The sequence below is a fragment of the Pedobacter sp. R-06 genome (assembly GCF_049913135.1).
GTDB lineage: Bacteria > Bacteroidota > Bacteroidia > Sphingobacteriales > Sphingobacteriaceae > Pedobacter.
Map to the genome: position 1 here is coordinate 615652 of NZ_CP183977.1, position 20335 is coordinate 635986.

At 40.4% G+C, this 20335-nt stretch carries 17 protein-coding genes; 12 read left to right on the forward strand and 5 right to left on the reverse strand.

All coding sequences use genetic code 11. From position 1 onward, the window contains the following. Positions 1 to 145: 145 nt before the first annotated feature. Entirely contained in the window at positions 146 to 1348 is a 1203-nt protein-coding gene (locus ACN9MR_RS02485) for a GTP-binding protein (RefSeq protein ID WP_426328101.1), read from the reverse strand. Between the two features lie 86 nt (positions 1349 to 1434). Between ACN9MR_RS02485 and ACN9MR_RS02490 the strand changes: the two genes are divergently transcribed. From ACN9MR_RS02490 to ACN9MR_RS02525, 8 genes are read left to right on the forward strand one after another with little or no spacing between them, the layout of a single operon-like run. Then, entirely contained in the window at positions 1435 to 1830 is a 396-nt protein-coding gene (locus ACN9MR_RS02490) for a MerC domain-containing protein (RefSeq protein ID WP_426328102.1), read from the forward strand. 20 nt (positions 1831 to 1850) lie between these two features. Beyond that, the gene (locus ACN9MR_RS02495; protein ID WP_426328103.1) at positions 1851 to 2015 is read left to right on the forward strand and encodes a hypothetical protein; all 165 of its coding nucleotides are present in this window, start codon (positions 1851 to 1853) and stop codon (positions 2013 to 2015) included. Beyond that, the gene (locus ACN9MR_RS02500; RefSeq protein WP_426328104.1) at positions 2008 to 2634 is read left to right on the forward strand and encodes an ABC transporter ATP-binding protein; all 627 of its coding nucleotides are present in this window, start codon (positions 2008 to 2010) and stop codon (positions 2632 to 2634) included. The genes ACN9MR_RS02495 and ACN9MR_RS02500 overlap by 8 nt, the downstream gene beginning before the upstream one ends. Next, the gene (locus ACN9MR_RS02505; RefSeq protein ID WP_426328105.1) at positions 2634 to 3842 is read left to right on the forward strand and encodes an ABC transporter permease; all 1209 of its coding nucleotides are present in this window, start codon (positions 2634 to 2636) and stop codon (positions 3840 to 3842) included. Before ACN9MR_RS02500 ends, ACN9MR_RS02505 begins: the two co-directional genes overlap by 1 nt. A 16-nt stretch (positions 3843 to 3858) precedes the next feature. Further along, positions 3859 to 4299, forward strand: coding sequence for a hypothetical protein (locus ACN9MR_RS02510; RefSeq protein ID WP_426328106.1), 441 nt, complete (start codon positions 3859 to 3861; stop codon positions 4297 to 4299). Then, entirely contained in the window at positions 4296 to 4733 is a 438-nt protein-coding gene (locus ACN9MR_RS02515) for a hypothetical protein (protein ID WP_426328107.1), read from the forward strand. The genes ACN9MR_RS02510 and ACN9MR_RS02515 overlap by 4 nt, the downstream gene beginning before the upstream one ends. Further along, entirely contained in the window at positions 4730 to 5179 is a 450-nt protein-coding gene (locus ACN9MR_RS02520; protein WP_426328108.1) for a hypothetical protein, read from the forward strand. The genes ACN9MR_RS02515 and ACN9MR_RS02520 overlap by 4 nt, the downstream gene beginning before the upstream one ends. A gap of 20 nt (positions 5180 to 5199) precedes the next feature. Then, complete coding sequence (locus tag ACN9MR_RS02525) at positions 5200 to 5637, forward strand: Fur family transcriptional regulator (RefSeq protein WP_426328109.1); 438 nt, start codon at positions 5200 to 5202, stop codon at positions 5635 to 5637. 3 nt (positions 5638 to 5640) lie between these two features. Here the strand turns inward: ACN9MR_RS02525 and ACN9MR_RS02530 are convergent, their stop codons facing one another. From ACN9MR_RS02530 to ACN9MR_RS02540, 3 genes are read right to left on the reverse strand one after another with little or no spacing between them, the layout of a single operon-like run. Next, positions 5641 to 6624, reverse strand: coding sequence for an acyl transferase (locus ACN9MR_RS02530; RefSeq protein ID WP_426328110.1), 984 nt, complete (start codon positions 6622 to 6624; stop codon positions 5641 to 5643). Positions 6625 to 6643: 19 nt separating this feature from the next. Beyond that, positions 6644 to 7003 carry a hypothetical protein gene (locus tag ACN9MR_RS02535; RefSeq protein ID WP_057932598.1) on the reverse strand — a complete coding sequence of 120 codons (360 nt, stop codon included), beginning with the start codon at positions 7001 to 7003 and terminating at the stop codon, positions 6644 to 6646. A gap of 6 nt (positions 7004 to 7009) precedes the next feature. Further along, positions 7010 to 9439 carry a penicillin acylase family protein gene (locus ACN9MR_RS02540; RefSeq protein ID WP_426328111.1) on the reverse strand — a complete coding sequence of 810 codons (2430 nt, stop codon included), beginning with the start codon at positions 9437 to 9439 and terminating at the stop codon, positions 7010 to 7012. Between the two features lie 196 nt (positions 9440 to 9635). Here ACN9MR_RS02540 and ACN9MR_RS02545 point away from each other — a divergent pair, with 196 nt between their 5' ends. Then, positions 9636 to 12527, forward strand: a complete 2892-nt coding sequence (locus ACN9MR_RS02545) for a TonB-dependent receptor domain-containing protein (protein ID WP_426328112.1) — start codon at positions 9636 to 9638, stop codon at positions 12525 to 12527. A 59-nt stretch (positions 12528 to 12586) separates the two neighbouring features. On the opposite strand, the gene ACN9MR_RS02550 is transcribed toward ACN9MR_RS02545, so the two are convergent. Then, a complete protein-coding gene (locus ACN9MR_RS02550; protein WP_426328113.1) occupies positions 12587 to 12862 on the reverse strand; it encodes a hypothetical protein in 276 nt (91 codons plus the stop codon). Between the two features lie 229 nt (positions 12863 to 13091). Here ACN9MR_RS02550 and ACN9MR_RS02555 point away from each other — a divergent pair, with 229 nt between their 5' ends. The 3 genes from ACN9MR_RS02555 to ACN9MR_RS02565 all read left to right on the forward strand — a co-directional run bounded on the left by ACN9MR_RS02555 (position 13092) and on the right by ACN9MR_RS02565 (position 20330). Next, entirely contained in the window at positions 13092 to 15554 is a 2463-nt protein-coding gene (locus ACN9MR_RS02555) for a glycoside hydrolase family 31 protein (RefSeq protein ID WP_426328114.1), read from the forward strand. 60 nt (positions 15555 to 15614) lie between these two features. Further along, positions 15615 to 17579 (forward strand): 1,4-alpha-glucan branching protein GlgB, encoded by a 1965-nt coding sequence (glgB, locus tag ACN9MR_RS02560; protein WP_426328115.1) that lies wholly within the window; start codon positions 15615 to 15617, stop codon positions 17577 to 17579. Positions 17580 to 18152: 573 nt separating this feature from the next. Further along, on the forward strand, positions 18153 to 20330 hold the full coding sequence (locus ACN9MR_RS02565) for an Ig-like domain-containing protein (protein WP_426328116.1): 2178 nt from the start codon (positions 18153 to 18155) through the stop codon (positions 20328 to 20330). The last annotated feature ends 5 nt before the right edge of the window (positions 20331 to 20335 follow it).

Genomic DNA, 20335 nt, shown 5'->3' on the forward strand with positions numbered 1-20335 from the left:
AGCGGGTTTTAACTAAAGTTAATTCTTCTGAGGGTTCCATAATAAGCGTAAGTTTGGTTGGATAAATCAAATTTACACAAAATAAAACCTAAGAATATCATCGAAAAACTACCATTTTGTTCATTTCATCGACTATTATGTCATTTTAATGCAAAACGTGCTCGAAAGGGTTCTTAAAGGTGTTTTTTGTTTTATAATTTTTTACTTCTGTATCAGTTAACAGACAATATTCGAGCGATTTTTTTAACTCATCGTTATTCATTTCCTGTCCAATAAAAACAAGTTCATTTTTACGGTCTCCAAAATCGTTATCCCAATCTGCATCAATTTCAGTTCTGTTTTCCAGGTAATCTACGTATTGTTCACGTTCGTGCTGTTGCATACTTGCCCACCAAACGCCAGCCACATCGATGCGTAAGGAACCGCCCGCCTGCGAAAAATTAATGGCTTGCTCTGGCATGGCAGCAAGATAGAATATGCCTTTTGAACGGATAATATTCTGTGGAAATTCCTTATTGATGTAATGCCATAATCTTTCAGGGTGAAAAGGTTTTTTGGAGCGGAAAACGGTAGAACTTATCCCATATTCTTCGGTTTCGGGCTGATGGATTTCTTCGAGCTCCTTTTTCCATCCAGCTCCTTCAGATGCAGATTCAAAATCGAACAGCCTTGTATTTAAAATTATAGCCGGATCTATTTCTCCAAAAAGTGTCTGATAAATCTTGGCACTTGGGTTCAGTTTAGAAATCAGCGCCCTAAGAACCTTGATACCGGTATCACTTACCAGGTCTGTTTTGTTCAATAAAATTACATTGGCAAATTCGATCTGGTCTGTAAGCAAGTTTACAATAGTGCGTTTATCAGCTGCATTATCAACCATGTTGCGGTCTGCAAGTTTATCTGCCGAACCAAAATCCCTGTAAAAATTATAAGCATCTACAACAGTTACCATTGTATCTAGCCGGCTAAATCTGTTCAGGTCAATACCTGAAGCTTCATCAATAAAAGAAAATGTTTGTGCAACAGGAATGGGTTCAGATATCCCCGTGCTTTCGATCAAAAGGTAATCAAAGCGGTTTTCTTTTGCCAGTTTTTCCACTTCGATAATCAGGTCTTCGCGCAGGGTACAGCAAATGCAGCCGTTGCTCATCTCTACCAGTTTTTCATCGGTTTTAGATAAGGTGTGCTGATCTTTAACCATAGCCGCATCGATATTTACCTCGCTCATATCGTTCACAATAACGGCTACTTTTAAATCTTGCTTATTCCTCAATATAGCATTGAGCAGCGTTGTTTTACCACTGCCCAGGAAACCACTCAATACGGTTACAGGTAATTTCTTTATCATGTTAATGCAATTATGTTGCAAATATAATCCGGATTATTTTAAATGCAACTATATTGCTTTTATATTTGCGGACTAAATTTATTTTAATGAAACTACGGAGCTATAAAATCAACCTCGACCGGATCGGCATTACCGCCTCAACACTTTGTGCCATACATTGTGCAGCATTACCATTCCTGATCACTGTTTTGCCGATGTGGGGAATGGGTTTCCTGGCCAATGAAGCGATTGAAATTACGATGATTGCAGTTTCATTGATTATTGGTATCTGGAGCTTAAGTGCTGCCTACCGGAAACAACATCACCGTATTATACCAATCCTGGTACTTATTTCGGGCTTTGCCTGCATTGCATTCGGGCATTTTTTGGGAATTGATCTGCTAGAGCCAATTTTGATCCCGCTTGGTGGATTTACCATTGCAATTGCCCATTACATCAATTTAAGAATGCTCAAGTCATGCCCCATAGATCATCAACACTAAAATTTATCCTTATTAACTATATGTCAAAGAATTATAAAATCCTGTTTACCCCTGCATTGTTGTTCATCACCATGTTAAATCCTGCCTGTAAACACGGTACAAATGATGGAATAGAACTTTACAGGCGTTATGCCATCAAAAATCTGGTAGTTAAAAAAGTGCAAAAGGTGTTACATCATGATTAAGATCAGTTCACTGGCACATGTTTATGAGAAGGGGAGAAGATTAAAATTTCCATACTGGGAAATCGCCGATATGGAGCATTGGCTTTTACTTGGTGCATCTGGCAGTGGAAAGAGCACGCTGCTTAATATTATTTCTGGTCTTTTGGAGCCAAGCCAGGGTGAAGTTTTAATTAATGGAACCGATTTATATACTTTACCTGCAAGAGGGCGGGATAGGTTTAGGGGAAGACATATCGGTATCATTTTTCAAAGGCCGCATCTTATTCGTTCACTTAATGTGCTTGATAACTTGGTACTTGCTGCGATAATGGCTGGGCTACCTATAGATCATAAACGGAATCTTTCACTTTTACACGATCTGGATATTGCCGAGCTGGCTAAAAATTATCCCGACCAATTAAGTCAGGGGCAGTTGCAAAGGGTTTCGGTGGCGCGCGCATTGGTAAACAAACCCGATCTGTTAGTTGCTGATGAGCCTACATCTAGCTTAGATGATGAAAATGCGAATCAGGTAATCCAGCTGCTGACTAGCCAGGCTAAAGATAATGGAGCTGCACTGATCATTGCCACGCACGACCAAAGGGTTCGGAACCACATTACTAAAACCTATCTACTCTAATGAATATCTTTAAAATCAGTAGCAAAAACCTCGTCAGGAATAAGCTAACAACAATTTTGAATATTATTTTAGTTGCCTTTGGTGTGGGTATCCTGTCTATTCTTTTTTTGGCTTCTACACAGATTAGCAACAAACTGGAGAAAAATGCCAGGGATATCGATCTGGTTGTGGGGGCAAAAGGAAGCCCCTTACAGTTGATATTAAGCAGCGTTTATCATATCGATTATCCAACAGGAAATATTCCGGCTAAAGATGCTTACAAATTAATGCAGAACCCCATGGTTAAAAGGGCCGTTCCTTTGGCATTAGGCGATAATTATAACGGCTACCGGATTGTTGGCACCGATAGTACTTTCTCCAATCTTTACAGTTTATCTGTTCAAAAGGGCAGTTTTTGGCATAAAGATTTAGAAGTAACACTTGGTAGCACTGTTGCATTAAAATCGGGGCTCAAGATTGGTGATTCTTTTTTCGGCGCACATGGTTTAACCGGGAATGGAGATGTTCATAAACAACATGCCTACCAGGTAAAAGGGATCTTAAAACCGCAGGGAAATATAACTGATAATCTGATCCTCACTAATATTGGCAGTGTGTATAAAATGCACGAAGAGAAGCAGACCCATAGCCATGCCGTTGGGGAAGAAGCCAGTGAGATTAACGATAAACAGATTACAGCTTTGCTGATCCAGTATAAATCGCCAATGTCGGTAATTCTTTTCCCGCGGATGGTTAACCAGAGTACAAACATGCAGGCAGCCTCTCCGGCGATGGAAAGTGCAAGGTTATTTTCGCTGATCGGCGTTGGTATTGATACGCTGCAATGGTTTGCGATATTTATTATGGGCATAGCCGCACTGAGTATTTTTATCAGCCTTTATAACGCAATGAAAGAGCGAAAATACGATCTGGCCATTATGCGCTGTCTGGGCGCATCAAAATCGAAACTGTTTTTCCTGGTCATTTTTGAAGGGGTTTTGGTTACGTTTATCGGTGCCTGTTTGGGTTTGTTGATTGGTCATGTTGCGCTTGAGGTTATTGGAGCCTACCAGGAATCTTCGCAGGCGAAACTAACCGGGCTTACTGCAATTCCACAGGAAATATATTTAATCTGGATCGGGTTGTTTATCGGCACTTTGGCGTCGCTTATACCTGCTATGCAGATTTATAAAGTTGATATTGCCGAAACTTTAACCAAAAACAGATAATCCGGTTGAGGTTAATATGATGAAGAAATTGGTTTTATTGGTTGTTTCATGTTTAGTTATCCACGTAGTAGCGGCGCAGGTTAAGGTGCATACCGACATGCGCACGCCTACCTGGAACCTGATCGGTTTAAGGTACGATGCCGAAATTGCTCCAAAGAAATGGGGAAGCGTTTTTCCACCGGCATTAAAGGCATTACATAATAAGGTTATCGAGCTGCCCGGTTACATCATTCCTACAAAGGTAGGAGCAAAATTTAGCGAATTTATGCTCTCTATTGTGCCTATTGCCTCCTGTCCGTACTGTGGCTCGGGCGATATACCATCAATGGTGCAGGTGAAAATGGTGACGGCTATCCCCATTACCGAAAAACCGATCAAACTAAGCGGGATATTCATTATTAACGATTCGGGTGATGACAGGAGCGAATTTTTTCTTTTAAACGCAAAACAGTTATGAGGAAAAAATATATAACGGTTTTATCGATATTGATCTCTTTTACGGCTATTGCCCAGGTAAATGTACATACCGATATGCGCACGCCCACATGGAATCTGATCGGCTTAAAATACGATAAGCAGGTAAAACCATTGGTTTGGCAAGCTGTTTTTCCACCTGCATTAAAGGCAATCCATAATAAGATAATCGAACTTCCCGGGTATATTATCCCTACTAAAGTTGGCAATAGTTTCAGCGAGTTTATGTTTTCCATCATGCCTATTGCCTCCTGTCCATATTGCGGTACGGGCGATATCCCTTCGATGATTGAAGTGAAGACTTTAAAACCGATTACCTGGGCCGATGAGCCCATTATACTTCGGGGGAAATTTATAATCAACGATTCCGGTGATAGCCGGTCTACTTTTTTTCTTTTAGATGCTGCGAAACGATGAGAACTTTATATTTTATTTTCTCTCTGTTTTCGGTTTGCTCAGTTGCCGCACAAACGCAAAAGCACAACCCAAAAGATCAGTTGCGATCTTTAAACTGGGATGTAATCGGCTCGGTGAAATTTGAACTTACCGAAAAGAATGAACTTTTGCCCCTGTTTACTGAATCGATCAGGCGTTTTGAGAATAGGGAGTTCGATTTAACAGGTTACCTGATCCCTATAAAAAGTGGACAGAAACAACAGAAATTTCTTTTGGCTACCCTGCCCATTAACCAATGTTATTTTTGTGGGCAGAATGGTATTCCGGTAATGATTATGATAGAGATGGAAAATGCCCTACCGTATAGTGAAAAACCTATCCGGGTTAAAGGGATTTTGAAATTGGAGCAAAAGGATGCTAGTTATGCACCGCCAATAAGCATCAAAAATGCCAAACTGATTAATTAATTGTTTATTTTTGTATTGCTATGGAAAACAAAACATCGCGTTTCGAAAAACTTTTGGTTAAAAACGGATTAAAAAGAACTGCCCCACGTTTGCAGGTGCTGGAGATTTTGAGTGGGAGAGATTCTGCAACATCTCAGCCTTATTTGGAGCAGGTGATGGGCAAGGATGCAGACCGGGTTACTTTATACCGTGTTTTGCAGGCTTTTGAAGAAAAAGGGATTATACATAAGGTTTTAGATCAACAGGGCACGGCCAATTATGCCATCTGTTCTGATGGCTGCAGTGCACACGATCACCATGATGAACATGTGCATTTTAACTGCGATAACTGTCATAAAATTTATTGTTTGGATACTGTTAAAATACCGGCGTTAAAGGTTCCTGCAGGATTTAAAGTAGAACACCTTAACCTGATTGCTACCGGTTTATGCGCAAGCTGTTCGGATAAGGTAAATTAGCGTTTACTGCACCAAAAGGTTACATCCCCTGATATCAGCATTATCAAACCTGCCCAATACTTCAAAACTATGATCAGGATTTATTCTGCCAAGATCCTGCGTAGCAATAAATGAACAGGAATTGAGATTGGCCAGATCGATTACATTAATGCCGCCTGTCCGGCCATTTTCGATTAAACTTAAAGGGTCATTGGTATCGCGGATTAAAACCTGCATCCAGCTGGGGCAGTTAAAGATACCTTCACCCAAAGAATAAGCCTGAGAAAGTAGTTCGGTCATTCCATATTCGCTATGGATCGCATTTACCCCGAATCCTTTGGTCAATTGTTCATGAAGTTCTTCCCGTACCATTTCTTTACGTTTCCCTTTCATTCCTCCCGTTTCCATTACAATCAGCTCGGGGAAATCGATTTCAAACTGTTCTATAAAATCGAGTAGGGCATAAGTAACACCGATTAAAACGGTTTTCTGTTTTTTTGATTTAAGATCTAGAAGGGCTTTCAGCAATTCATCATGGTTGTATAAAAAATAACCACTTTGTGGATGCCTGCTTTTTTCGATCAGATCGTTAACCATGTAAATAAGCGATGAACCAGCTCTCTGTTGGTAAGATGGGAGCAGAGCCAAAAAGCAATATTCAGTAATGTCTCCATAAAATTGTGCAAAAGCCTGCAAATAGCTCTGTTCATACAATTTCACATTGGTTACATGATGGCTGCTCTGTACCATGCCTGTAGTGCCAGAACTGCTGAATGTAATTTCAACAGGATCGGTACTGCTGAGAATGGAATGGCTTTTAAAAAAACTGATGGGTAAAAAGGGGATTTGCGCAATTTGGCTCACCTCATCAGCATCAACACCTAAATGAAAGATATATTCGCGGTAAATATTGCAGTTTTGAGCCTGTAATTTAAAAATGCTTAAGGCAAGGGCATTAAACTCATCAGTACTTTTTACAGAAAATATATCGTTAGCGGTTAAATTCACAGCGCAAAAGTACGAAGCATTATGCTATTTTCTCGTCAGTTTTTTTCGCCAGCATCGCCATGCGGAACTGGTAACCGCAATAACCGCTAATTCCGGCAACCAGGCCACTTAAAATCCCGGTAACTAACAGTAGTGCCCACCACAATTTTATGCCAGTCATTACGGCCACACGGCCAGCAAGTACGTTATCATTAGGTAAGCTTTTAAACAAAGCATATCCGATCCAAAGTAAGAAAATAGCAAGGAAAGATTGCCAAAAGGCTATTTTTCCTGTTTTGCCAATAATCCCGCAGGTGGCAAATGAAATCACAATAATGATCCACCAGGGGGCAATCATTTGTAAAAGGAAACAGATTATTAATATAACAATGAAAACCATTTTAGCCTATTTAGAAATTTTTAAACGAGAAATAACCGTGCCCGATTTATCATCAGGACTTTGCATATAAAACAGATCGTACAATTTGCCATTTGCCCAGGTATCGATCATATTATCATAAAATTTGCTTCCAGGATTACCTGATTGACCGCCTGGATAAACCCCGTGCCCTTTTGGCATTTTACCCAGTTCGATAACCATCCGCCACGAAGGTCCATTGGCTTCACTTAAAGCATTAATCGCTGTTTTCGCGCCACCAATCTGTAAAACCTTCGAACCGAATCCTGGTATTTTAGCCAGGTGTGGTACGTTGGTCTGTTTTACATTTGCCCAGTCCCAATCTTTGTTTATCGGACCAAAGCGTCTTTCTAAACTATCGCAGCTATATTTAAAAGCTTCATTAACCAGGTCAGATAATGTTTCTTTTTTGCTGGTATTGATATTATCGTACCAGGTTGCGTTGGGTTCTTTCAGGATCATTTCCACCGTGCGGTCTCTCGATGGGTAACGCATCGGGATTCCTTTAACCTCGAACTCGTCGGCCCAGATATCATAAAACAGGCGTTTGGTCCATATCTCAAATACGCTGGCTGCAATTTCATGGGCATCATAACGTTTGTTCCACTTTTTCAGGTAAGCCAATGCTTCTTTTTGTGTTGCGTTTAATTGCTCATTATTCAATAAAGGCAATAAAGCAGGAACCAGGTTCTGCGCCATAATGCTATAATTATCGGTCTGCATCAAACGGATGCTATCCAATGTAGCCTTGTTCATGGCCGATAAGCGGTCGTTGATCCTTTTGCCACGCTCGTAAGGTGCAAATTCCCAGTTAATGTAGTATGGATAAGTAGTATCGGTAGAAGACTGGTTGGCCGAGCTTACAAAACCACGCGGCGGATTCTTAACTGTTGGATTCTGTGCATTTGGGATCCAGCCATGCCAATCGTAGGCTGGGTCGGTACCATCGAGGATAAACTTGCCCTGATCCTTCCATTTTAAAGGGAATTTACCATTTGGCGTGATGGCAATGTCATTATCTACACTGGCGAAAACAAAGTTTTGTGCAGGTGCGGTATAAAAAGTTAAGGCCTTACGGTAGTCGTTATAATTTTTCCCACGGTTCAGGTAATAAAAAGTCATGAGCTCGTTCGACTCATCATGCGCAATCCATCTCAAAGCATCGCCAACTGGCACATTATCGGCCCTGCCATATTTTGGTTTTTGGAAATATACCACAGGCCCGTGATGGGTGTAGTAAACGGTATCTATTTCATCTTTTCCGCCACGGATTTTAATCGTTTCTAATCGCTTTGTTGTGGCTTTCCATTTATTGTTGTACCAATATTCGTTGTGTGTAGAATCTTTAAACTTGATCTGATAAAAATCCAGTACGTCGGCGGCAACATTGGTTACACCCCAGGCTATTTTCTGGTTAAAACCTATAATTACGCCCGGAGCACCAGGTAATGAAACGCCATAAGTATTTACGCCAGGTGCATGCAGTTGAATCTGGTACCATATTGAAGGAAGCGTTAAGTCCAAATGTGGATCGTTTGCCAAAATCGGGTATCCTGATGCAGTTTTGGCACCAGATAAAGCCCAGTTATTACTGCCAATGCCTTCTATTTTTTCGGTTGTTTTTACCTCGCCGGTTTGCGCCTGGGTGAAGCTTTCCGGCGTTTTAGGTATGGTTAAGGGAGAGAATTCCCATTTTGTGCCTACAGGGATGATCGGGTCTTCGCGGAACGGATAATCCGGGAAAAGATTTTTAGTCACCTCGGGCCCGAATTTTTTCAAGATGTTTGTCATGTAAAATTCGTCGGATCCCATGGCTAATACCGCCGACATCTGTTTTAGGAGCAGCGCACATTTTACAGGTGTCCAGTTTTCGGGCTTAAAATCGAGTATCTTGTATTCTAAGGGATAATTGGCTTTAGAAAGCGTTTTGATGTATGCATTAATCCCTTCGGTATAAGCTAAAATCATTTCTTTTGCTTTAGGATCGGCCATCATACCTTTTAACGAGTTTTCTGCGCCATAAACCATGCCCATCCGGCGCTGATAGCGGTCTACCTCTATCGCTTTATCGCCAACTACTTCACTAATTCTCCCCGCTGCAAAACGGGTCTGGAAATCCATTTGCCAAAGACGGTGCATGGCGGTTACATAACCCTGAGCCAGATACAGATCATGATCATTCTGCGCGAAAATATGTGGAATCATGCGGTCGTCAAAAACGATTTCGATTTTATCTATCGCTCCTTTAATCTTCGCTTTATGGTTAAACATAAAATGATTGTTCTCTGCATTTTGCCAGAAACCCATAAAAGGATTTAGGAATTTTAAGAGGGGGGGTGTACTACCTAATTTGGTATTAAATAAAAAAGCTAATGCTATCGGAATAATGATGCAGAATACGGCTTTAATTTTATTCATAATGGTTAGCTAACAAGTCTTTTGCTAAGATAGGGCAAATTGACGGTTTATGTTTAATGCAAAATACAACAAACTGTATATCAATCAAAATTATAATTCTAATTGAAATTATTATGCTAACATAATTTGTTTAATTCAAAAAAAGAATTTAAGTTTATATAACTAATAATACAAACAACCAAATTAACAATCGTTTATGAGCAGAATTTTTACACAGATCTTCTATGTGTTATTATTTGTGTACGCAGGCAACATTGCGGCACAGGCACAGAGCATTACGGTGAGCGGTACCGTAAAAGACAAGCAATCGAAAGAAGGCCTAGCGGGTGTGAGTTTAACCATCAAAGGCCATTCTGGTGGTACAGCATCTACAAGCAACGGTAGTTTTACATTTACAACAACAGCTAAAGTTCCCTTTACGCTGGTAGCGTCATACGTAGGCTATGGTACAGTTGAACAACAGATTACTGGAAATGCTACGGGAATTAATCTGGAACTCGAAACGGCAGTGGTTTTGGGAGGGGATGTGGTTGTTTCGGCATCACGTACTCCTGAGCGTATATTAGAGTCACCGGTTTCTATCGAACGGATGAGTGCTGCTTCGATTAGGGAAATTGCCGCACCATCATTTTACGATGCTTTGAACAACATGAAGGGTGTAGAAAGCAGTATGCAGAGTTTAACTTTCAAATCGATTAATACACGGGGTTTCAATTCGAACGGTAATACCCGTTTTAATCAATACATCGATGGAATGGATAACCAGGCCCCTGGACTAAACTTCTCGGTAGGTAATATTGTAGGTATAACCGAACTCGATGTAGATAATGTTGAACTCTTGCCAGGTGCTTCATCTGCTCTTTATGGTGCAGGTGGTATTAATGGTACACTATTGATGACTTCAAAAGATCCTTTCAAATATCCTGGGGCAAGCTTTCAATATAAAACAGGGGTTAACCATGTTAATGATGATAATAGCAGTGTGCAGCCTTTCAATCAGTTGGATGTGCGCATGGCAAAATCATGGAACAATAAATTTGGGGTAAAAGCTGCATTTTCTTTCTTGCAGGCTAAAGATTGGTTTGGTAATAACTATTCTAATTTTGATAGGACTGCAAATTCAGTTAAACCAGGAGACAGAAGTTCTGATCCAAATTATGATGGAGTAAATGTTTATGGCGATGAGGTCAATGCAAACCTTCGTTTTGTAGCCGCCGGGATATCCGCTAATCCTCAGCTTGCGGCTGCATTTGCTGGCTTTAACGGAATTATGACAGCCGCACCTACTGCAAGTTATGGTAATCTTGTTACCTTAATTAACGCAAACCCAGCTTATGCAGCATTACGCCCTGCTTTGCCCTATCTTGGTGTGGCTTATGGACTTCGAAATGGTTTGATTTCTAACCAGTCTGTTTCACGTACAGGTTATAACGAGTCTGATCTTGTTGACTACGGTACAAAATCATTAAAATTCTCAGGTGGTTTATATTACAATATTACGCCAACAATTCAGTTAATAGGTCAGGCAAACTGGGGAACGGGAACTTCTGTTTATACAGGTTCAGACCGCTATTCGCTCCGGAACTTTAATATCGGACAATATAAAATTGAATTAAAAGGCCAGGACTTTTTTGTTAAAGCGTACACAACACAGGAACGTTCAGGAGATTCTTATATTTCTTCAATCTTAGGAAGTTATATAAATGAAAAAACCAGTCCTTCCAGAACCTCCTGGTTTCCCACATATACTGCTGCCTATGCCACTGCAAAAGCACAAGGTGCAACCGATGCTATTGCAAATGCGGCTGCGAGATCCGCTGCCGATGCAAACAGGGCTTTACCTGGCTCAGCAGCTTTTATCAACAATAAAAATGCTATAATGAATACCAATATCAGTGCAACAAACTTTGCAACTGGGGTATATGGTGCTAAGTTTGATGATAAAACCAATCTTTATCATTACGAAGGCCAATACAATTTTACCAATCTATTTAATAATGTAATAGAGTTTCAGGTTGGTGCATCATCAAGATTATATCAGTTAAGATCTGGGGGGACAATTTTTGACGATTTGAATCGTGAAATTAATATAAACGAATATGGTGCATTTGCACAGGCTGGTAAAAAATTTGGGGAGTTCTTTAAATTAACCGTTGCAGGCCGTTATGATAAAAGCACAAATTTTGAAGGCCGCTTTACGCCACGTATCACAGGGGTTTTCACAGTAGCAAAAAATAATAACATTCGTTTGTCTTATCAAACAGGATACCGTAACCCAACAACACAAAATCAATACATCGATCTTTCTGTTGGTGGTGGATCGCAAAGGTTAATTGGTGGTTTACCGGTAAGCCTAGCGAAATATGGTTTGTCTACCGAAGCAACTAAAGGTTATACAGAAGCTAGTTATAGAGCTTACAATGCAGCACTTGTGTCGGGTACATCGCCAGCTGGCATTTTACAAAAATATACCTTCGATCCGCGTGGTGTACGGCCAGAAAGCGTTCAGGCTTATGAAATTGGTTATAAGGGCTTGTTAAGTCCGAGATTATTGATTGACGCTTATGGTTACTATAACCGTTATAAAGATTTTATTACCGCGGTTAATGTTTACCAACAAGTTGGTACAAGTACTGATTATGTAAAATATGGTGTACCTGTTAATGCAGAAGGCACAGTTACTTCTTATGGTGGGGCGTTAGGCCTGGATTATTTGATGGGTAAATGGAATGTGAGTGGTAACGTTTCTTATAACCAGATTGGAGATTTGCCAGCTAATTATATCAATGATTTCAATACCCCTAAAATCCGTTACAACCTGGGCTTAGGAAATAAAGAGATTGTTAAAAACTTTGGTTTCAATGTTTCTTATCGCTGGCAAGATCAGTTTTACTGGAACTCTTCTTTCTCAGCTGGCCAGGTGCCCGCATACAGCACTTTGGATGCTCAGGTTAGTTTAAGGATTCCATCAGTAAACTCGGTTGTTAAACTGGGTGGCTCAAATATACTGAACAAATACTATTTCACTTCCTATGGTAATCCTGAGGCAGGAGCAATCTACTATATTGGATTGACTTTTAACCCATAACAAAATATTGAGTTTTGAGCGGCCCTCTGTATCATGTACAGGGGGCTTTTTTGTGTTGTTTAAACGGCTTGCTTATGGTTGCTACTATCAACCGCCTGTGTTAAATCTTCTTTAACGAACTCCCATATTTTCCCTTTTAAACATATTGGATCGAAGTCATTATCTGCAGTAAGAAAGTTAGTGAAGTTTTTTTTGATCATTTCTACATCATGAGTCCATTCGAAACGTTTTTTGTGAAGTTCAATCATATCGTTTACACTATAATCATCCAGCAATTCATGTAAGTTCCAAAAATCTTTCTTTCTGCCACCTCTTTGCACAATATCCATCTTCATTGCAATTGTTTATAAATAAATTACTGTATAGCTCTTTTTTTAAATAAAGGATGACACTAAATCTTCTGGCAAAATTGTGAAATAACATAGCTTAGTGTAAAAATCACACTATTAAAACAATCTTTTCATAAAAAAGCTACACCCCTTTTACAAAATATTTGTATTATAGTACTTTCTTAAGCACATCCCGGTTTAAGAACCATGAATTTAAAATTTTGAATAAATAAGGATGGAAGCGCAAAACGACAAACCTAACGAGACAAGTGATCTGATCGAAAAGGAGCAAGAAATACAGCATTTAAACAATCCAGTTGATATATCAGTAAAGCCAATTGTTAAACAATACCTTGGTGCAGTTAAAAAAGTAAAAAAAGAGGGCAACCGTTTTTATTTTTCTGATGGCGATGCAAGAGTAGAAGTTCGCGTGGTAAGCGACGATATTATCCGTGTTCGCCTGGCTCCTCATGGCGTTTTCTTAGATGATTTTTCTTATGCCGTACCCGAAGTAGATCAAAAAGTTTCTGTTTTTAAAATGCAGGAGCACGACGATCATTTCACAATCTCTACCCATGCGGTAACTTGTAAAATAGAAAAAGCAAACTTCCATATTTCTTTTTCTGATAATATCACCAATGTGGTAATGGTTGATGAAGCCAATTCGATGCATTGGGAAGAAAATGTAGATTTTGGTGGTTATTATATCTATGCAACCAAAAAATGCCACCCTGAGGAAAATTTCTTCGGTTTGGGTGATAAATCTGGTAATTTTAACCTGCGGGGGCGCCGTTTCGAAAACTGGAACACTGATGCCTACTCTTTCGGATGGAACCAAGACCCACTTTACCGCACTATACCCTTTTATATCGGTTTGCACAATCAGGCTGCCTACGGTATCTTTTTCGATAATACCTTTAAATCGTATTTCGATTTTGGGTCGGAGGATGTAAATAAAACCAGTTTCTGGGCCGATGGCGGAGAACTGCAATACTATTATATCCATGGCCCTCATATTATGGACGTGGTTAAACGTTATGCAACTTTAACGGGGACACATCCGATGCCGCCAAAATGGACTTTGGGCTATCAACAGTGCCGCTGGAGTTATTACCCTGAAACAAAAGTTAAAGAAATAGCCAAACAGTTCAGGGAGCGTAAAATCCCTTGCGATGCCATTTATCTGGATATCGATTACATGGATGGCTACCGCTGTTTTACCTGGAACAAGAAATACTTTCCAGATCCTCGGAGAATGATTAAAGAACTATCTGATGATGGTTTTAAAACCGTGGTAATGATCGATCCTGGAATTAAGGTAGATGACGATTACTGGGTTTTTAAAGAAGGTAAAGAGAAAAGATTTTTCTGTCGCCGCAGTGACGATTATTATATGGAAGGGCATGTTTGGCCAGGACGCTGTCAGTTTCCTGATTTTACCAATCCAAAAGTACGTAGCTGGTGGGGTAATTTATATAAAGAGCTGGTAGATATGGGCGTTGCAGGTTTCTGGAATGATATGAATGAACCAGCTGTATTTGGTTCAGGAACTTTCCCTAATGATGTCCGCCATAATTATGATGGTTACCGCGGCTCACACCGTAAGGCACATAATATTTATGGTATGCAGATGGTGCGTTCTACCTATGAGGGGTTAAAAAAACTGATGCGCAATAAACGTCCGTTTACGATTACAAGGGCTGGTTATTCGGGCATGCAGCGTTATGCAAGTGTTTGGACCGGCGATAATATCGCAACCTGGGAGCATTTAAAGATCGGGAATATACAGTGCCAGCGTTTATCGGTTTCTGGCGTGCCTTTCTGTGGAACAGATATTGGCGGATTTAGTGGTGAGCCAGATGGCGAACTGTTTACCCGTTGGATTCAGCTCGGTACATTTTCTCCTTTTATGCGTGCACACTCTGCTGGCGATACTGCTGAACGGGAACCCTGGAGCTTTGGCCAATTTTTCGAAGATATTAACCGTAAGTTTATCGAATTAAGGTACCGCTTAATGCCTTACCTGTATTCAGTTTTCTGGGAGCATCACCGCTACGGTTTTCCTATTTTAAGGCCGCTAGTGATGCTTGAGCAAGAAAATATCAGCAATAGTTTCCGTCAGGATGAATTTTGCTACGGTGATAAACTATTGATATGCCCGGTTTTAGAGCAGGGTGCAATCTCCAGAAAAGTTTACCTGCCAAAAGGAACCTGGTATAATTTCTGGACGAATGAAGTATTGGATGGCGGTAACGAATACACCGTTGATGCCAAAATAGACAGTATGCCGATGTTTGTCCGCGCTGGTACAGTTTTGCCAGAATATCCGGTAATGCAGTATGTTGATGAAAAATCGATTACTGAAGTAGTATTGAATATTTATCATAGCGATTACGAGGTTAATTCGTACATGTACGAAGATCATGGTGATACGTTTGCCTACGAGCAGGATATTTATCTGGAAAAGAAATTCACTGTAAAAGGCGATACACAGACCATTAAAGTGAACCAGCGTAATGAAGGATTGTATACGCCTAATTATGAATTTTATGTCTGCAATGTGATAGGCGTAAAATTTCAGGTGAAAAAGATCATTATCGATAATAAAGAGGTGAAAGATTTTTATACCGATGATCAGAATATCCTGCATTTTAAATGCAATAAAAACTTTACCGATATACAGATTTTAAGTCTGTAAATCTTTTAGTCCCAAATGCTGTTTAGTATTTGGGGCTTCATTTATCTAGCCAAAATACCTATGCCAGCAGCAAAAAAAGTTCCTGTAAAAAAATCATCCCAACCAAAAGCTGATCAGCAGAAATCCGTTTGGATACACAGTTTATTTACCGATTACGATATCGATCTTTTTCTTGTAGGAAAGCATTTTAGGCTTTACGAGAAAATGGGCTCACATTTAATTACTGTTGATGGAACCGCTGGAACTTATTTTTCGGTTTGGGCTCCAAATGCCATCCGTGTAAGTGTAGTGGGTAATTTTAACGATTGGAACAACGCTTCACATCCGCTGAGCGTACGATGGGATAAATCGGGTATCTGGGAAGGTTTTATCCCTGGTATTGCAAAGGGCGAAGTTTATAAATATTTTGTTAAAGGTTTTGATGAATCTGAGCATTTAAAAGGCGATCCTTATGCCAGAAGATGGGAACATCCTCCACAAACGGCTTGTATTGTTTGGGACACCGATTATACCTGGAAAGATAAAGCCTGGCTCAAAAAAAGAGCAAAAATAAATGCTCTGGATCAACCCATCTCGGTATATGAAATACATTTAGGCTCTTGGGAGCGCGATCCGGATAATCCAGAACGTGTTTTAACCTGCAGGGAAGTGGCAGGCAGGCTAGTGCCTTATGTAAAGGAAATGGGGTTTACGCACGTAGAACTGATGCCTGTAATGGAGTTTCCATATTTCCCGAGCTGGGGTTATCAGATTACAGGCTATTTTGGTGCAAGCTCGCGCTATGGTTCTCCGCAGGATTTAATGTATCTGATCGATGAGCTCCATAAAGCAGGTATTGCAGTGATATTGGATTGGGTCCCTTCTCATTTTCCTGGTGATAGGCATGGTTTATATGAGTTTGATGGAACACATCTGTACGAACACGCCGATATGCGGAAAGGCTTTCATCCCGACTGGAAATCATATATTTTCAATTATGATCGAAATGAGGTACGCTCTTTTCTGATTAGTAACGCCTTGTTTTGGATTGACCAATACCATGCAGATGGCCTAAGGGTAGATGCCGTGGCATCGATGTTATATTTCAATTTCTCCAGAGAAGATGGAGACGCCGCAACAAACGAATATGGTGGAAGTGAAAACTTTGGGGCCATACAGTTTCTGCAGGACCTGAATGTTGCCGTTTATGGGAATTTTGAGGGCGTACAGACCATTGCCGAAGAAAGCAGCACTTACCCTGGCGTAACCCATCCGGTACATGCTGGCGGATTAGGTTTTGGTATGAAATGGATGATGGGCTGGATGAACGATACATTAAAGTATTTCAAAGTAGAAACCCTTGGGCGGAAACACCACCACCATCAGTTGAGTTTTAGCATGACTTATGCCTTTACCGAAAATTTCATGTTGCCTTTCTCTCATGATGAAGTCGTGCACGGTAAGTCGCCAATGTTGTATAAAATGCCTGGAGATGACTGGCAGAAATTTGCAAATTTAAGGGCACTTTATGGTTATATGTTCACCCATCCGGGAGCAAAACTGCTGTTTATGGGGAATGAGTTTGGCGAAACCAACGAATGGAACTTCACGCAATCGCTAGATTGGCATTTGCTTCAATACGCGCCGCACAAGGGCATGCAGGAAACGGTTAAGGCTTTAAACTTTCTGTACCGCAAAGAACCTGCATTGTATCATTTCAATTTTAGTTATGAAGGCTTTCAATGGCTCGATGCCGATAATGCAAACGAATCTGTCTTCACGTTTATGCGCAAAGGGCCAAAAGCAAAAGATACTCTGGTTATTGCAATAAACTTAACCCCAGTGGTGCGCGAGAACTATAGAATCGGTGTTCCTTTTAAAACCAAATGGACAGAAATTTTTAATACCGATGATATTGTTTATTATGGAGGCGGTATTAATAACAGAGGGGATATTATCCCTGATCTGGAAAATTATAATGGACAGGAATACTCGATCGTTGTCGATCTGCCGCCTTTGGCTGTGGTGATTTTTAAGACCAAGTAAAATATATTGGCGGCTATATCACGCCAAAACCACATATAAAAACATAGTTTTGGCGTAGTATATGTTTTTACATCACGCCAAAACTCTATTTTTTCTAAAAATGCCTTAAAATAAGAAAAGCCTCCCATTACTGGAAGGCTTTCTTAAACGCTGGAGTGGAAGCTTCCAGAGAGGGTGCAAAGATACAATAACCATTGTTTCTTGCAAGTATTATTTGCTAAAAAAATATGGCAGTCTCTTAGCCATCAATTATTCCTGCCGATTGGTATTTTAAGTTCCTTTCATTACCAATAAAAATATCTGTTATGCTAACTTGTTGGAATATTTTCAACATTAACCATCTATCCGGATGTCCGTAATTTTTAAGTTCTTTTGTTTTGTTGATAAATATCAATAAAACAGGCTTTTACAGTGCTGTAGTAGGGGTAATGAATGAAGTGAACGGATAATTTGCCTCTACGTCGCTGTACTTTTGTATCAACGAGCAAACAAACAAACTATTTATTTTTCCCTTTACTTAAGCAATTGAAAAGACGCTCTTGTCTATCTTTCTTGGTGCTTGTGCTTTTTCTTATGCCCACGTATTTGCGTGCGCAGGTTGTAGCACAGTGTGAAAATACAAAGCGTACTTACGCAGATTTTCAAGGATCAATCCAATACGGATTTAAGGTATTGGGTGGATCTTTAATTATGGGTACCATTTCAGATGCTGCAAACGCTGTTAATGGACAGGTTAAAGATGCATCAACATTAGGTGTTGGACTTGGCCTGGCAGGATTAGCATCTTCGACACAATTCTTACAGTTTAGTGCTGCTGGCGGTTCACCCAGATCAATTCCCGTCAATACTCCCGTTACGATTAAAATTTCACTCCCCACCGAGGTATTAAGCGTTCTAAGCGGTGTAGAGATAGGAACATTTACAGGTTTGCACACTGTTGCTGCTGATTGGCCACTATTGGGATTGCTTGGTCCGGGTCATGATGCGGGATATGCGGCAACTACGGTTCCGATTTATAACGCTACCAATATAGCCGGTGTAATTAGCGGTTCGGGAGAGGTTGAGGTTACACTCACACCCAACCAGATATATAACGGGATTTACGTGAAGGTATCGGGCAATTTACTCTCGGTAGCCTTATCAACGAAACTATTCCACGCTTATATTATGGAAACCACTATTGATAAAATAGACTGTGATGAGGTAATTGATGTACTGTCGGGTGTGCAGCCAACTATAATAGGAGGTGTATTAAATGCAACCGGAAAGGTAACTGACCCTTTCAATTCAATAGATAACGATAAAGATAGCTATGCGCTGATGGATGTTGGGGTCTCGGTATTAAACAAAGTATACCTTACGGCAATATTTAATAAACCTTCTCAACCGAAAGATTCTGTGAGCATTGTAATAGGTAAGCCAGGGGGCGGATTACTTAATCTGAGTTTACTTACCGGGTTTATCATTCAACCTTACTTAAATGGGGTCAAAGCGGGGGATGCCTTCGATAATACAGGGACTTTTCTAAATCTTAGGCTTTTTCCGGGTTCAACAGATAAATATGTATTAACCTTTCCGATTACCGAAGTTTACGACCGTTTAGAAATCACTACCGGTGGATTGGCCGGTGTGCTGGGCTCACTTCAGGTTTACGATATTAAAAGAAAATTGGCTAAACCACGCACACTGATTGATCCTATTGCTGAAGATGCCAGGGCCATCTGTCAGGGAGAAACCACCACCTTTTCTGTTAACAATCCACAGGCCTGTACAGAATATAAATGGTATGATGCTGAAACAGGAGGCAATTTGTTGCATACCGGAGAAAATTATACTCCTCCATCCTCCCTACTTGCCGGAGATTATAATTATTATGTACAAGGTAGCAGAACCTACTGCGTAACAGGGGTTTCTGAAAGGCTCCGTGTGAAATTAAAGGTTAATCCATTACCTCCGCTCGATGTTCCTGGTACAACAATCTGCAGTGGGGCTACGGCTGCGTTAACGGTCAGCAATTCTGATATCGCCCAATATACCTACAATTGGTACACCACTTCCAATGAAGTTACACCCTTTAATACTGGGGCAACCTATACAACACCGGCCCTTAATGCGAATACTACCTACTACGTAGAAGCTATTAATACATTAACAGGCTGTAAAAATGTTGGAGGCCGTAAAGCAGTATTGGTAAATGTTAAACCTATTGCAGTTGTAAATCCGATTATTGGCGTAAATACCATCTGTGCAGGAACTACCACAACTTTAACAAATGATAATCCTTCTGGCATTTGGAGCACTAGCGATGCAACTATTGCTACAATAGATGCCACAGGCACTGTCACAGCAATTGCAGCTGGTAGTGTTGTAATTAGCTACGCCGTTGCCGATGATGCTACCTATTGTGGAAAGAAAGTAGATTTTAACCTAACGGTAAATCCGATGCCAAATTTGACTTTAGGCCCAGATCCCAGCATTTGCGAAGGACTTAGTGCCACCAAAATTGCTTACTCCAATCCGGTTTTCAATCCCACTAGCTACAGCATCACCTGGGTAGCTGGACCAATTTCGAATGTTTCAAACCAAACCCTGCCAGCAAATGAAATTACAATCAACGTTCCATCAAATACACCGGTAGCAGTATATCAAGGCGTATTGACCATTAAAAATGCAAACGGCTGCGAACGGGCTATCCCTTTTAGTTTTAGGGTAAAGCTTGTGCCACATAAACCTACAGTATCTATTAATTAAAAAAG